Source organism: Streptomyces sp. NPDC030991, assembly GCF_055571235.1.
Genome location: NZ_JBVIFR010000042.1, coordinates 1 through 14,540, shown reverse-complemented (window position 1 = coordinate 14,540; position 14,540 = coordinate 1). Strand labels below are relative to the sequence as shown.

At 69.9% G+C, this 14,540-nt stretch carries 12 protein-coding genes; 6 read left to right on the top strand and 6 right to left on the bottom strand.

The window, feature by feature from the left end; all coding sequences use genetic code 11:
* Positions 1-13 precede the first annotated feature (13 nt).
* Complete coding sequence (locus ACZ45E_RS38825) at positions 14-520, bottom strand: metallophosphoesterase family protein (RefSeq protein ID WP_468230974.1); 507 nt, start codon at positions 518-520, stop codon at positions 14-16.
* 254 nt (positions 521-774) lie between these two features.
* Complete coding sequence (locus ACZ45E_RS38820; protein ID WP_468230971.1) at positions 775-1,725, bottom strand: EamA family transporter; 951 nt, start codon at positions 1,723-1,725, stop codon at positions 775-777.
* 40 nt (positions 1,726-1,765) lie between these two features.
* On the opposite strand from ACZ45E_RS38820, the gene ACZ45E_RS38815 reads away from it, so the two are divergent.
* From ACZ45E_RS38815 to ACZ45E_RS38805, 3 genes are all read left to right on the top strand, one after another.
* A complete protein-coding gene (locus ACZ45E_RS38815; RefSeq protein ID WP_468230968.1) occupies positions 1,766-2,290 on the top strand; it encodes a MarR family winged helix-turn-helix transcriptional regulator in 525 nt (174 codons plus the stop codon).
* A 108-nt stretch (positions 2,291-2,398) separates the two neighbouring features.
* Positions 2,399-2,917 (top strand): hypothetical protein, encoded by a 519-nt coding sequence (locus ACZ45E_RS38810; RefSeq protein WP_468230966.1) that lies wholly within the window; start codon positions 2,399-2,401, stop codon positions 2,915-2,917.
* 206 nt (positions 2,918-3,123) lie between these two features.
* Entirely contained in the window at positions 3,124-5,232 is a 2,109-nt protein-coding gene (locus ACZ45E_RS38805) for a discoidin domain-containing protein (RefSeq protein WP_468231022.1), read from the top strand.
* Positions 5,233-5,449: 217 nt separating this feature from the next.
* Here the strand turns inward: ACZ45E_RS38805 and ACZ45E_RS38800 are convergent, their stop codons facing one another.
* From ACZ45E_RS38800 to ACZ45E_RS38790, 3 genes are read right to left on the bottom strand one after another with little or no spacing between them, the layout of a single operon-like run.
* The gene (locus ACZ45E_RS38800) at positions 5,450-7,468 is read right to left on the bottom strand and encodes a dipeptide ABC transporter ATP-binding protein (protein ID WP_468231019.1); all 2,019 of its coding nucleotides are present in this window, start codon (positions 7,466-7,468) and stop codon (positions 5,450-5,452) included.
* Positions 7,461-8,366, bottom strand: a complete 906-nt coding sequence (locus tag ACZ45E_RS38795; RefSeq protein WP_468230964.1) for an ABC transporter permease — start codon at positions 8,364-8,366, stop codon at positions 7,461-7,463. The genes ACZ45E_RS38800 and ACZ45E_RS38795 overlap by 8 nt, the downstream gene beginning before the upstream one ends.
* Positions 8,367-8,379: 13 nt before the next feature.
* Positions 8,380-9,363, bottom strand: a complete 984-nt coding sequence (locus tag ACZ45E_RS38790) for an ABC transporter permease (protein WP_468230962.1) — start codon at positions 9,361-9,363, stop codon at positions 8,380-8,382.
* A 182-nt stretch (positions 9,364-9,545) separates the two neighbouring features.
* Between ACZ45E_RS38790 and ACZ45E_RS38785 the strand changes: the two genes are divergently transcribed.
* Together ACZ45E_RS38785 and ACZ45E_RS38780 are read left to right on the top strand one after the other, a co-directional pair.
* The gene (locus ACZ45E_RS38785; RefSeq protein WP_468230959.1) at positions 9,546-11,231 is read left to right on the top strand and encodes an ABC transporter family substrate-binding protein; all 1,686 of its coding nucleotides are present in this window, start codon (positions 9,546-9,548) and stop codon (positions 11,229-11,231) included.
* A gap of 325 nt (positions 11,232-11,556) precedes the next feature.
* On the top strand, positions 11,557-12,402 hold the full coding sequence (locus ACZ45E_RS38780; protein WP_468230957.1) for an LLM class flavin-dependent oxidoreductase: 846 nt from the start codon (positions 11,557-11,559) through the stop codon (positions 12,400-12,402).
* Between the two features lie 95 nt (positions 12,403-12,497).
* Here ACZ45E_RS38780 and ACZ45E_RS38775 read toward each other — a convergent pair whose 3' ends face one another.
* A complete protein-coding gene (locus ACZ45E_RS38775) occupies positions 12,498-13,184 on the bottom strand; it encodes a GAF and ANTAR domain-containing protein (protein WP_468230954.1) in 687 nt (228 codons plus the stop codon).
* Between the two features lie 386 nt (positions 13,185-13,570).
* On the opposite strand from ACZ45E_RS38775, the gene ACZ45E_RS38770 reads away from it, so the two are divergent.
* Entirely contained in the window at positions 13,571-14,407 is an 837-nt protein-coding gene (locus ACZ45E_RS38770; protein WP_468231016.1) for an alpha/beta hydrolase, read from the top strand.
* Positions 14,408-14,540 lie beyond the last annotated feature (133 nt).

The following is a 14,540-nucleotide window of genomic DNA, read 5'->3' as shown; positions in this document are numbered from 1 at the left end:
CGCCCTGGGTGGTTCAGCCGGCGCGGCGCGGCAGCCTGTGCAGCGTCGCTTCGGTCAGCCGTCCCCCGACCACCTCGGCCGTCATGTACGTGCAGTACGGCTGGCGGCGCCGGTCCGTCGGCGACCCCGGATTCAGCAACCTCAGCCCGCCGGGAGCCGTTGTGTCCCAGGGGATGTGACTGTGCCCGAAGACCAGGACATCGAGATCCGGGAAACGTTCGGCGCAGCGGCGTTCGCGCCCCTGGGCCGTACCCGTCTCGTGGACGACTCCGAGGCGCAGCCCGCCCAGTTCCGCCCGGGCGACCTCCGGCAGCCGCGACCGCAGCTCCGTGCCGTCGTTGTTGCCGTGGACACCGATCAACCGCTTGGAGCGGGACTCCAGCAGGTCCAGGGTCGCGACATCCACCCAGTCACCGGCGTGGACGACCACATCGGCGAGCGGCAGCCGCTCCAGCAGTTCCGCGGGCAGTTCCTTCGCACGCTTCGGCAGATGGGTGTCTGACATCAGCAACAGACGCATGGTCCAACTATCGCGCACCGCCTCGCTCCCCTCGGCATTACGGGGGCCGGGTCTCCGTGATCGGTCAGATCAGGCGGAAGCGCAGGTGTCGCCGACCTCGCCGCACTGTCCGGGCCCGGGCAGGCCAGGCGGCGAAGCCATCGTCCCGCGTAGGACGCCCCAGCCGGGAAACCCGACATGAAGTACCGCAAGCGTCTCGCCGGCGGCATCACATCGACGCCGCCGCACGCGCGCAGAGCCGGCTCACCCGGGAATCAACCGGAGTCGCGTACGGCGGGCGCTTGCGCTGGGCGCTCGTCGGACACCGGAGGCGGGGGCGGGGGCGGGGGCGGGGATGCCTGACCGTTGTCGCGCCGGCCCGCGCGCTTGTGTTGCCCCAGGACGACTCCGCCGAGGACCAGGGCCAGTCCGCACAGTTGCTGAGTGGTCAGGGCCTCGTCGGCGACCGCTGTGCCGAGCAGTACACCCGTAACAGGGTTGAGCAGTCCGATCAGTCCGACGGTTCCCGCAGGCAGGTGCCGCAGCCCGGTGAACCAGGCGACAAAGGCCAGCGCGGTCGCGATCAGGGCGACGTAGCCGAAAGCGAGGGAGGTCGGTGCGGAGAGCGCGGGCGGAGCGCCCTCCACGGCTGCGGCCACCGGAAGCAGGAGCAGGCCCCCTGCGGTGAGCTGCCAGGAGGTCGAGGCGAGCACATCGGTATCGCCGCTCCACCGTTTGGCCAGGATGTACCCGAAGGACGACACCAGCATGGCGGCGGTCGAGGCGAGGAACCCCGGCACGCTCATGCCCTGCGTCCCGGAGAGCAGCATCAAGCAGACCCCGGCGAGTCCGATCCCGGCGCAGGCAAGTTGGGCGATCCGAGGCCGTTCGGACACCAGGAGCCAGGCCATGAGCATCATCGTCATCGGGGCTACCGCCATGACGGTCGAAGCGACGCTCGTCGGTAGCAGTTGGGAGGCGACATAGACGAGGACGAAGAACACGCTCATGTTGAGCAGCCCGAGCACCGCGGACCGCCACCACCACGCGCCCCGCGGAAGCTGTCTGCGCAGGGCGAGCAGGACCAGACCGGCGGGCAACGCCCTCAGGGCGGCGCCGTAGAGCGGGCGGTCGGCCGGCAGGAACTCGCGTGTGACGAAGTAGTTGGCCCCCCAGGCCACCGGCGCGACCGCGGTCAACGCCACCCAGCGCACATTAGCTTCCATGGAAGTTAATATAGCTTCCTGGGAAGCTACTATGGGTCGTATGGAGCACGGTGAACCGATGGACCGCGTAGCCCGCATCCAGGCGGACTGGCGCCGCGAGCGCCCCGATGTCGACATCACCCCGCAAGGAGTGATCGGACGACTGCACCGGCTGGCCGGCCGGCTCACCGAGGAACTCTGCCTCATCTACGGCCACTACGGCCTGAGCGAGGGCGAGTTCGACGTCCTCTGCGCCCTGCGCCGCGCCGGGGACCCCTACGAACGGGCGCCCGGCGAGCTCGCCGCGCACACGATGGTCACCACCGGCGCGATGACGAAGAGGCTCGACCGCCTGGAACGAGCCGGGCTCATCACCCGACGCCGCTCCGACGACGACCAGCGCGGCCGGATCGTCGCCCTCACCACACCCGGACGCGACCTCATCGACCGCGCGTTCACCGACCACATGCACAACGAACGCCGCCTGCTCGATCTGCTGACGCACACCGAGGCCGAGTCGCTCGAGACACTGCTCACGACCTGGCTCTCCCGCATGGGGCATCCGCACCCTTCCTCCGACGAGTAACCGCTCTCCCAAACGGCGACCAGCCCCTGGGCGGCCCGTCGGACGGAAGCCGTGACTCGGGCCGAAGCGGAAGCGGTAGTACCGCCGCATCGGGGCAAGGCGCGGTACATGGAACTCAGTGCCGGAAAGTTCATCGACTACACCCACATATGGTGGCTGAACGTCATCCTCAACGGCGTCCTCATCGTCAACGCGATCGGACTGACGATGTGGATCACCTGGGGAGTCAAAGAGCGGCGACAGGGCGTGCGCGGCGCGGTGCGCAAGGCGTTCGAGCAGGCCGGGCACGCCCGCGGCTGGAAACCGCGCACCCGCTGGATCATGGCCGGCACGGCCTCGGCCGCAGCGGTCGGTCTGATGATCCTCGGCGTGATCCTGAAGGCCGACGGACATCAGAACGCTGGTCTCACCCTGGGCTGGGGAGTCGCCTACACGGTCCTGTGGCTCGTGGCCGGTCCCCTGCTGCGGCCCGTCGTCGCGCCACGGCCCCCGCACTCCCAGGACTGGGCACCCCGCTCCCCCGCGCCGGGGTCATCAGGCGCGGACAGCACGGGCAGCGCCGGGCCCCGCACACGAGGAGCCGACAACGCGTCCGATCACACCGGACCGCACCAAGACAGGCCATAAGCACCACGCACCAGAAGGACGCCACGGCGCATCGGCAAGGCCCCCTCGTCCACAGTCTTGACGTGTCAGCCACAAGGCCATAACCATCTTCCCCACCAGAGAGCGCTCTCTCGTTCGGCGATCAAAAGACCTCAGGAGACGCCGTGAGTGGAAGACCCCCGCACCGCTCGTTCCCCCCTCTCACCGTACGAAGCCCCCGCACCACCGTGTTCGTCCTCGTCGCGACCCTGCTGGCGACCTGCCTGCTGGCCCTGGTGAAAGCGCCCGCCCAGGCGGCCGGCACGCTGCTGTCACAGGGCAAACCGGCCACCGCCTCCTCCACCGAGAACGGTGGCACCCCCGCCTCCGCCGCCGTGGACGGCGACACCGGCACCCGCTGGTCGAGCGCCGCCACCGACCCGCAGTGGCTCCAGATCGATCTCGGCGCCACCTCCACCATCGATCAGGTGGTCCTGAACTGGGAGGGCGCCTACGCGAAGGCGTACAAGATCCAGACCTCGCCGGACGGCTCGTCCTGGACCGATGTCTACGCCACCACCACGGCCACCGGCGGCAACCAGACCCTGTCCGTGACCGGCGCCGGCCGTTACGTCCGCGTGTACGGCACGACGCGAGCCACCCAATACGGCTACTCCCTCTGGGAGTTCCGGGTCTACGGCACGACCGGCAGCGGCGGCACCGGCTGCTCCACCACCAACGCGGCGCTGACCAAACCGGCGACTGCCTCGTCCACCGAGAACGGTGGCACCCCCGCCTCCGCCGCCGTGGACGGCAACGCCGGCACCCGCTGGTCGAGCGCCGCCACCGACCCGCAGTGGCTCCAGGTCGATCTCGGCTCGACGCAGAACATCTGTGGCGTGCAGCTCAGTTGGGAGGCCGCCTACGGCAAGGCGTACCAGATCCAGGTCTCCGACAACGGGACCGCCTGGACGACCGTGTACCAGACGTCGAACGGGGTCGGCGGGACCGAACTCCTCACCCTGACCGGATCCGGCCGCTACGTCCGCGTGTACGGCACGGCCCGCGCCTCCCAATACGGCTTCTCGCTCTGGGAGTTCCAGGTGTTCACGACCGGGACCACGCCGCCGGGCGGCGGCAACGCGGTGCTGCTCTCCTACAAGAAACCCGGCACCGCCTCCAGCACGCAGGACGACGCGCAGTGCGGCGGCTGCACCCCCGCCAAGGCCTTCGATCACGACCCGGCGACCCGCTGGGCCACCGCCGCGAGCACCGGCTGGACCGACCCGCAGTGGCTCACCGTCGACCTGGGCGCCACCGCGCACGTCACGCAGGTCGTCCTGCAATGGGACCCGGCCTACGCGAGCGCCTACAAGATCCAGGTCTCGGCCGACAACACGAACTGGACCGACGTCTACTCCACGACCACCGCGAAGGGTTTCAAGCAGACCCTGACCGTCGACGGCACCGGGCGTTACGTCCGGATGTACGGCACGGCGCGCGGCACCGCGTACGGCTACTCCCTGTGGACCTTCGACGTGTTCGGCACCGGGGGCAGCCCGACCGCCCCGCCGGCCGACCCGCCGAACCCTAACAACCCCGGACGCGTCGTCTTTCAGGACGAGTTCAACACGGCGGCCGGCACCACACCCGACTCCTCGAAGTGGACCCAGGACACCGGTCCCGGCGTCAACGGCGAGCTGGAGTACTACACCAACGGCAAGAACACCACGATGGACGGCGCGGGCAACCTCGTCATCGAGGCCCGCAAGGAGGTCACCCCCGGCTCCAGCTGCCCCACCGATCCCCTGTCCGGCTCCACCACCTGCCAGTACACCTCGGGCCGCATCAACACGTCCGACCACTTCAACTTCACCTACGGACATGTCGAGTCACGCATCAAGGTGACCGGCACCCAGGGCCTGTGGCCCGCGTTCTGGCTGCTGGGCTCCAACTTCAAGACCGGCACCCCATGGCCGGCCAGCGGTGAGATCGACATCATGGAGCACATCGGCAAGGTGCCCGACACGGTGTACTCGACCCTGCACGCCCCCGCCTACAACGGTGGCGGCGGGTACGGCGCGCCCTACCAGATCGCGGGCAGCGACTTTTCGACCGCCTTTCACACCTACGCCCTCGACTGGGACTCCAGCCACATGACCTTCACGGTCGACGGCAACGCCTTCTTCACCGTCGCCCGCTCCACACTGGAGGCGACGCGTGGCCCCTGGGTCTACGACCACCCCTTCTACATGATCCTCAACAACGCGGTGGGCGGCGAATGGCCGGGCGCCCCGGACACCACCACCACCTTCCCGCAGAAGATGCTGGTCGACTACGTGCGCGTCTCGCAGTAGCCGAGGCCGGGGCTGCCGGGCGGTCAGACGGTCGGCCACGGCTGTCGCGGTGGCCGGGCGGTGGACACGTCGGCCGCGCGGGCCGGCGTGAGCCGCTCGACGTCACCGGCCCGGCACAACCCGTTCGGCGTGACCGGACCCGCGTGATCCGTTCGGCGTGACCGGACCGGCGGCGGGGTGCCTCGTGCATCCCGCCGCATCGGCGACGGCCCGGCCGTCAGACAACCTCCCGCACCCGCGGAAAGTGACACGCCACCCCCGCCGCCCCCACCTCAGGCGGAGCCACCTCCTCGCACCGTCCCCGCTCTCCCGCCCCGAGCCCCGCGAACACCGGGCACCGCCCCCGGAACCCACACCCGGCCACCCGGGCGGTAGGGCTGGGCGGGTCCCCGGCCAGCAGGATGCGCCCGCGCTGCCGCACCCGCTCCCTGGACGGATCCGGCACCGGCACCGCCGACAACAACGCCTGTGTGTACGGGTGCGCGGGCCGCTCGAAGACGTCCTCCACCGGCCCGGACTCCACCGTCCGCCCCAGGTACACCACGCTCACCCGGTCCGCGATGTGCCGCACGACGGACAGGTCGTGCGAGACGAAGAGGTAGGCGAGCCCGAGCTCCCCCTTCAGGCGTTGCAGGAGATTGAGTACCCCCGCCTGCACGGACACGTCCAGGGCCGACACCGGTTCGTCGAGGACCAGCAGCTCGGGCTCCACCGACAGCGCCCGCGCGATCCCGATGCGCTGGCGCTGCCCGCCGGAGAACTGGTGCGGGTACCGCTCCACGTGCGCCGGGTCGAGTCCGACCAGGTCCAGGAGTTCGGGCCCCCGCCGCGCGGCCTCCGCCCGGCTCACCCCCTGTGCGCGCAGCGGCTCGGTGACGATGTCGCCGACCGGCATGCGCGGGTCGAGCGAGGCCATGGGGTCCTGGAACACGATCTGTACGCGCCGGCGCAGCGCACGCGTCTCCGCCCTGCTGAGCGCGCCGACATGCTGCCCGAAGAGTTCGACGGCGCCGGCCTCGGGGCGCCGCAGTTCCATCAGTTCGAACAGGGTCGTCGACTTGCCCGAGCCGGACTCCCCGACCACCGCGAGCGTCTGGCCGCGCTCGATGTCGAGGTCGACGCCGTCGACGGCGTACACGCTCCCCACCCGCCGCTTGAAAGCGGTCCCCTTGAACACGGGGAACGTCCTGGTCAGCCCCCGCACCTTCAGCACGGGTGCACCGCTCGTCGCCTGCCGCGCGGCGATGGCCGGCACGTCCGGTACCGGGAACACCTCGCGCGGTGTCAGCCCCGTCAGCTCCTTCGACCGCACGCAGGCCGCCTCGTGCCGCTCCCCCACGGCGACGAGGTCCGGCACCGCCTCCCGGCAGCGGTCCTCAGCCAGCGGGCAGCGCGCGGCGAACGCGCACCCCGCCACCGCCTCCCCGGCGCCCGGTGCCACACCGGGCACCGGCACCAGCACGTCCGCCGCCCCGTCGATCCGCGGCACCGCCCCGAGCAGCCCCAGCGTGTACGGCATCGAGGGCGTCCGGAACACGTCGTCCACGGGGCCGCTCTCCACCACGCGGCCCGCGTACATCACGGCCACCCGGTCGGCGGTCCCGGCGATGACCCCGAGATCATGGCTGACCAGGACGAGGGCCGCGCCCGTCTCCCGCTGTGCCGTGCGCAGCACATCCAGGATCTGTGCCTGGATGGTGACGTCCAGGGCCGTCGTCGGTTCGTCGGCGACGATGACGTCGGGGTCGTTCGCCATGGCCATCGCGATCATCGCGCGCTGCCGCATGCCGCCCGAGAACTCGTGCGGGTAGGCGTCGGCCCGCTCCCGGGCGCGTGGGATGCCGACCAGGTCCAGGAGGGCGACGGCCCGTTCGCGCGCGGCCTCGCGCGACACGTCCTGGTGGGCGCGGACCGCCTCGGCGATCTGGTCGCCGATCCGGTAGACGGGCGTGAACGCGGACAGCGGGTCCTGGAAGACCATGCCGATCCGGGCGCCGCGCACCCGGGAGAGCTGCCGGTCGGACGCCCCGACCAGCTCCTCCCCGTCGAGCCGCACTGATCCGCGTACGGTCGCGTTGCCCGGCAGGAGCCCCAGCAGGGCGAGCGCCGTGGCCGACTTGCCCGAGCCCGACTCCCCCACGAGGCCCAGGACCTCGCCGCGTTCGAGGCGCAGGTCGACGCCGCGCACCGCGGCCTTGCCGTCGAACCCGACGTGCAGATCGGTCACTTCAAGCAGCACGGCGCGCGCCCTTTCCCGAGGCGGACGGGTCGAGCGCGTCGCGCAGCCCGTCGCCGACCAGATTCACCGCGAGGACGAAGACGATCAGCAGGCCCGCGGGGAAGAAGAACATCCAGGGGTACGTGATCGCGGCCCCGGTCGTCGACGCGATCAGCGTGCCGAGCGAGACGTCCGGCGCCTGCACGCCGAACCCGAAGTAGGACAGGGCCGTCTCGCTCATCACCGCGCCGCCCACCGCGATGGTGGCGTCGATGATCAGGAACGAGGCGATGTTCGGCAGCACGTGCCGGAGGATCACCGAGAAGGGGCCTACGCCCATGTATCGGGCCGCGCGCACGAATTCGCGTTCCTTCAGGGACACCGTCATCGCGCGCACGACCCGCGCCGTGATCATCCAGCCGAAGACGGCGAGGAGTCCCACGAACGCGAACCAACCGCCGTCGCGCAGCCGCGGTGAGACGATCGCGATGATGAGGAACGAGGGGAAGACGAGCAGCAGGTCGACGACGAACATGAGCGCCCGGTCGGCCCAACCGCCGAAGTATCCCGCGCACGCTCCGACCAGCGCCGCGAGCCCCGTCGCGAACAGGGCCACGAGGACCCCGATGACGAGGGACTTCTGCAGCCCGCGCACAGTCTGCGCGAAGACGTCCTGGCCGATGCGGTTGGTCCCCCACCAGTGGTCGGCCGACGGTGCCTCGCGCAGGGCCGTGTAGTCGACGGTGCTGTAGTTCCACGCGGTCAGGTGCGGGCCGATCAGGGCGAGGGCCACGAGCAGCAGCAGGACGAACGCTCCGGTGAGGGCGGAGCGGTTGCGCAGGAAGCGGCGCGCGACGACGGTGCCGCGGCCCCGGGGCCGGGCGAGAGGAGCGGTCTCGATGAGGGTGGCTGTCATGGCAGTCGATCACTCAGGCGCGGCGGACGCGCGGGTCGAGGGCGGCGTGCAGGACGTCGGCGAAGAAGCCGGACAGCAGCACGACCACCGCGGCGAAGACGTTGACGGCGACGACGGAGTTGACGTCGTTCTTACCGAGCGAGGCGACGAACCACTCGCCCATGCCGTGCCAGCCGAAGATCGTCTCGGTGAAGGTGGCGCCGGTGAACAGGGCGAGGAAGCCGTAGCTGAAGAAGGTGGACATGGGAATGAGGGCGGTGCGCAGCCCGTGCTTGAGCAGCGCCGCGCGGCGCGTGAGGCCCTTGGCGCGGGCGGTGCGCAGATAGTCGGCGCCGAGGACGTCGAGCATCGCCGAGCGCTGGTAGCGGCTGTAGCTCGCGATGGCTCCGAGGGCGATGGAGACCGTCGGCAGGAGCAGGTGCACCGACCGGTCCCTGAGCACGGCCCAGAATCCGGAGTCGACGCCCGGGCTCTTCTCACCGGTGAACCGGATGACGTCCGTGCCGGTCCGCTGGTTGAACCAGATCGCGCCGATCTTGAGCAGAACGGCCAGCAGGAACACGGGGGTCGACAGCAGTGCGAAGGAGGTGAGCGTCAACACCCGGTCGGACAACCGGTACTGGCGCACCGCCGTCCAGGCGCCGGCCAGCACGCCGAGCACCGTGCCCGCGATCGTGCCGAGCAGCAGCAGACGCAGGCTGACACCGATCCGGCGTCCGAACTCGGCGCTCACGGAGGCCCCGTCGATGGTCGCGCCGAGATCGCCCCGGACGGCGTGGCCCGCCCAGGTGAGGAAGCGGTCGAGCAGCGGTTTGTGGTCGTTGACGCCGATCGCGGTCAGGTGGTGCTCGACCGAGGCGCGGGAGAGCGGTGGCTGGCGGCCTTCGTAGTACGCGCGCGGGTCGAGGGCCAGCGAGGCGATCAGGTACGAGAGGCAGATGGCGACGGCGAGGAGTATCACGTAGTAGCCGATTCGCTTGCCCAGATAGCCCCACACCTGTTCTGCCTCCGTTTGTGCAGGTCATCGGCTTGCTGGAGTAAGCATGATCGCGTCTTGTTGCCACTTCATGAAGAGCGCATGTCATCTTCCGATAGCCCTTCCACGGGCGTCGTCGACGGGATTACGTTCTGGCCGACTGCGGCCGCACCCCAGGCCGCGCCCGACCCGGAGGAAGACCCATGCGCAGATCCACCGTCGTTGCCCTCGCCGCCGCCCTGTCGGCCAGCCTGGTGCTGGCGGGCTGCGGGTCCTCCGACGACGACAAGCCGGTGAAGAAGCAGGCCGCACCGGCGGTGGACGGACAGGACATCGACGCGCACCCGGTGAGCGATCTCCAGCAGGGCGGCACGCTGAAAATGGGCCTGTCGATGTGGCCCGCGAACTTCAACTGGAACACCCCCGACGGTTTCCAGGGTGACGCCACAGAGGTGGACGGGGCGCTGCTGCCCGACCTGTTCGACAATGATGCCAAGGGCGCGCAGCACATCAACCCGAACTTCCTCACGTCGGCGAAGGTCGTCTCCACCGACCCGCAGACCGTCGAGTACGAGCTGAACCCGAAGGCCAAGTGGTCCGACGGAAAGCCGCTGAGCTGGAAGGACTTCGCCGCTCAGTGGAGAGCCCTGAACGGCACGGACAAGGAGTACGAGGCGGCCGTCACCGACGGCTACGAACAGATCTCCAAGGTCGAGCAGGGCAAGGACGCGCACGGTGTCCGCGTCACCTTCGACCAGCCGTACGCGGAGTGGCAGAACCTGTTCGACCCGGTGTACCCGGCGGCGTACATCGACACCCCGGACAAGTTCAACAAGGGGTGGGCGCAGAAGCTCCCGGTCACCGCGAACGCCTTCAAGGTCAAGGAGATCGACAAGACGGCGCAGACCATCACGATCGTCCCGGACCCGAACTGGTGGGGCCCGAAGCCCAAGCTGGACTCGGTCGTCTACCGGATCATCGACTTCACGGCGAGCACCGAGGCGTACCTCAACAAGGAGGTCGACTCGGCCAGCGCGCTGCTGCCCGAGGACTACAAGCGCCTGGTGAAGGCTTCCGGCACCGACATCCGGCGCGGTGCGCGCTGGGACGAGGTGCACATCGCGCTGAACGGCGCGCGCGGCCCGCTCAAGGACGTCCGGGTGCGCCAGGCGCTCGGCAACGCGATCGACCGCAAGGGCATCAACGCCGCCTTCAGCAAGGACCTCTCCTTCGAGCTGAAGCCGCTCGACAACCACCTCTTCATGCCCAACCAGGAGGGCTACCAGAACAATTCGGGCGAGTACGGGAAGTACGACCCCGAGAAGGCGGGCAGGCTGCTGGACGCGGCCGGGTGGAAGTCGGCCGGTGAGGGCAAGCCCCGCACCAAGGGCGGCAAGCAGCTCACGCTGGAGTACACGCTGAGCGCGGGCAGTTCGTCGGCGCAGGTCGACCAGGCGGAGCTGGTGCAGCAGCAGCTGGCCGCGGTCGGCATCAAGGTGACGTTGAAGAAGGTCCCGGCCAACGACTACTTCGCCAAGTTCGTGAACATCGGCAACTTCGACATCACGAGCTTCCGCAACGTCGACGCCGTCTTCAAGAGCGTCGTCACCCCCACCTTCGTCCAGCCCAAGGGCAAGAACCTCTTCCAGAACTACGGCTCCATCGGCTCCCCGAAGATCGACGGGCTGCTGAAGAAGGCGCAGCGGACCACCGACACCGCCGAGGCCGACAAGCTCTACAACGAGGCCGACAAGGAGCTGTGGAAGCTCGGCCACTCCATCGAGCTGTACCAGCGCCCGCAGATCGTCGCCGTCCGCTCGGGTCTCGCGAACTACGGCGCCGACGGTCTCGCCAGCCGGGACTACACCAAGATCGGCTGGCTCAATTAGCGCCCTGCCGGATCGCTCGTGGACGAGGCGGCCGGCCCCGCCCACCCCTGTGGCGCGGTGGGGTGGGACGGGACAGCGCGGTCCGCGACGCCGGTTCGCAGTCGCGGGCTCGGGATGCGATCCGACCGCCGCGCGACGAGACGACAGCGTCCTCGACCCATTGGCCCGAATCGGCTTGTCCCACCGACCCGGCGCGCCCTAGGGTGAAGGTACTTCGATGAGAGGTTCCCCAGAAGCAGGCCGCAGAGCGGGAGCGTCCCACCTCGCTGAGGTGCCGGAGGGCGGCAGCAGTCTTTGTCGATCCTTCCCTTCGGAGGTCTGCTTCATGAACGTCGGTATCGGTCTGCCCATCGGCGACCCCGCCACCCTGCTCACCTGGGCCCAGCGCGCCGACGCCGGGCCTTTCAGTACGCTCGGCCTGCTCGACCGGCTCGTCTACGACAACCCCGAACCCCTGGTCGCGCTGGCCGTCCTCGCGGGCGCCACCTCCCGCATCCGGGTCCAGACCGAAGTGCTGCTCGCCCCGCTGCGCGACACCGCCCTCCTCGCCAAGCAGGCCGCCACCTTGGACCGGATGACCGGTGGCCGCTTCGTTCTCGGCCTGGGCGTCGGGGGGCGTGAGGACGATCACCAGGTCACGGGCATCGACAAACACACCCGGGGCCGACGGCTCGACGAGCAGATGGCGGTGATGCGCCGTCTGTGGTCGGGCGAGCCGTACGGCGACGGCATCGGCCCGATCGGTCCTGCCCCCGCCCGGTTCGGCGGCCCCGAGGTGCTCTTCGGCGGCTTCCAGCCCGCCGCGATCGAACGCGTCGCGCGCTGGGGCGACGGTTTCCTCGCCGCCGCGGCGGTCTCCTGGGCAGGCGGTCTGTTCGACACCGCGCGCAGGTTCTGGAAGGAGTACGGGCGCGAAGGTGCTCCGCGGATTGTCGCGCAGGTCAACGTCGCGCTCGGCCCTGAAGACGTCGTCCGCGACGCCCGGACCAATATGCACGCGTACTACACCTTCACCGGCATGGCCGACCGGATGGTAGCCGGAATGCTCACCACTCCGGCCGAGATCCGCGATGCGATCACCGGCTTCGCCGACCTCGGCGCCGACGAGGTGATGCTCTACTGCTACGGCCTCGACGCGCACCAGGTAGACCGCCTCGCCGATGTGCTGTGACGGTGGCCTGACCAGCGCCCACCGTACCCAGCGCTCGGCGTCGACGGGCAACAGCGGTCCGAGCCCAGGGGCCTCGTGCCGCGTCCCGGACCGGCTCACCCTCTCGGCTCGTCGAAGAATTCGGCGCACACCTGCGGGAGGGGGCGACCGGTGGCGAACGCGCGGGCCCGCAACAGGGCCAGCGCGTCCGGGATGGCGAGGTCGCGGCGGGCGGCCAGGCGTCCGGCGGCCCGCCGAACGCCGTCCCAGTGGGCGTCGATCACATCGGCCGGCTCCCAGGGCAGGGGGTCTGCGCCGCCGAAGTGCCGCAGTGCGCGCTCCAACAGGATGTCGGCGACGGCCCGGGCGGCCGCGACGGCTTCGGGCACGGGGTTCTCACCGGGCTGCCAGGGAGTGTGCCGCAGCAGATCCACCGAACCGATCGGCCGACGTGCGCCCGAGGGCGTGAGAGGTAGCGCAAGGACAAGAGACACGTGGGGCAGTTCCTCCAGCAGCCTGGAGCCGAAGACCGGCCACGAGGTCACGTACGTGCCGGGGTCGTGGCACACCACGGGGGCCCCGGACGCACAGGCCGCCATGCACGGCCCCTCCCCCGACTCGTACTGCAACTCCTCCAGCCGCAACGCCTCGTCCCCGCTGGCACACAGCAGCTGACGGGCCTCGGTATGCGTCAGCAAGGACATCGAGGCCCCCTCCATCTCCAGCCCCTCGCACAGCACACGACACAACCGGCACAGCAGGCCCGCCTCGTCGCCCGCCGCAGCCGCCTCGATCAACCGCATCACCCGAGTTACACCCATCCGCCCCGGATGCCCCCGCCGGCCCCACTCAGACTCGGCAGCACAGCTCACACCGACAATCTGCACGTCAAGCACACCGCGCAACACACGCAGTACCCGCGACACCCGCAACACCCGCAACACCGGCGGGAGGTGGTGTTGGGTCTACCTCCGGGGTGGTGCTGCACCGCTGGCGGGCACAGCGGGCCGTTCATAGCGTCGTACTCATGGTGAATGACACGAACGATGACACGAACAAAGAACGGACGGGTGCCACCCGGCGAACGGCATTGCGTGGGCTGGGACTTGCGGTAGGAGCCACGGCGCTGGCCACCGGGCCGCGAACCTCGCCGGCCGCGGCGGCCGCGCGTCGCGGGCCCACCACCTACGTGCTGGTGCACGGCACCCACAGCGCGGGCGCGTTCTGGATGCCGATAGCGCGGGAGCTGACGCTGCGCGGTCACCGCGTCGTCATGGTGGACCAGCCGCGGCATGGCGCGGAGGCTTTCGTGCCGGAGTCGTACCAGCGGCAAGATCTCCCAGCGATGGCGGCCGAGCCCTCCCCGCTGAAGGGCCTCGGACTTGAGGAGTACGAGGCGCGCGTCACGGGCATCGTGCGGCGGGCGGCACAGAACGGTCCGGTGGTGCTGGTCGGGCACAGCCTGGGCGGTGTCTCGGTCAGCCGTGTCGGCAATGCCGTCCCGCACCTGATCCACCACATGTGCTACATGGCGGCCTTCTGCCCCAGCCGTGTCCTGCCCACGGCGGACGCCTGCACCGCGGCACCCGAGAACGCGAACGCCGTCAGCCCGGTCGAGCTGACGGTGGGCGCCCCGGACCGGCTCGGTGTACTGCGGCTGAACTTCCGGACCGGCGACAGCCATGCGCTGGCCCTTCTGAAGGAGATGATCTGCGCGGACTATCCCGACGCCGAATTCCGTCGGTTACTGGCCGACATGCAGACCGACGAGCCCGTGGCCGCCTATGCGGGACGAGCGGTCGGCCGGGCCGGAAGCTGGGGACGCGTTCCCCGCACCTATCTACGTTTCGGCAGGGACCGGACGATCGCCACCGCACTCCAGGACAGAATGGTCGCGGAAGCCGACGCGTTGACGCCTGGCAACAGCTTCCGCGTCCACGATTTTCCCCAGGCGTCACACGTGGGCCCCCTGGATCCTGTCCCGGTGGCAGAGATTCTGCACACGCTCGCCGGACAGAGGGCATAGGGCAGAGGGCATAAGGCGCTCGAAGACATCACAGGCCAGAAAAGGTGCCTCTATGGTTTTCGTCAAGCCGTTGCTGGTGTGGGTGGTTGGTAGAAGGTTCCGTCTCGGAGCATGGCGAAGAGGACGTCGATGC

Coding starts and splice junctions, on each gene's coding strand:
- ACZ45E_RS38775 (WP_468230954.1), bottom strand. CDS start 13,184: ATGCGGTTGATCGAGGCGGCTGCGGCGGGCGACGAGGCGGGCCTGCTG.
- ACZ45E_RS38810 (WP_468230966.1), top strand. CDS start 2,399: ATGGAACTCAGTGCCGGAAAGTTCATCGACTACACCCACATATGGTGG.
- ACZ45E_RS38825 (WP_468230974.1), bottom strand. CDS start 520: ATGCGTCTGTTGCTGATGTCAGACACCCATCTGCCGAAGCGTGCGAAG.
- ACZ45E_RS38820 (WP_468230971.1), bottom strand. CDS start 1,725: ATGGAAGCTAATGTGCGCTGGGTGGCGTTGACCGCGGTCGCGCCGGTG.
- ACZ45E_RS38815 (WP_468230968.1), top strand. CDS start 1,766: ATGGAGCACGGTGAACCGATGGACCGCGTAGCCCGCATCCAGGCGGAC.
- ACZ45E_RS38780 (WP_468230957.1), top strand. CDS start 11,557: ATGAACGTCGGTATCGGTCTGCCCATCGGCGACCCCGCCACCCTGCTC.
- ACZ45E_RS38795 (WP_468230964.1), bottom strand. CDS start 8,366: ATGACAGCCACCCTCATCGAGACCGCTCCTCTCGCCCGGCCCCGGGGC.
- ACZ45E_RS38785 (WP_468230959.1), top strand. CDS start 9,546: ATGCGCAGATCCACCGTCGTTGCCCTCGCCGCCGCCCTGTCGGCCAGC.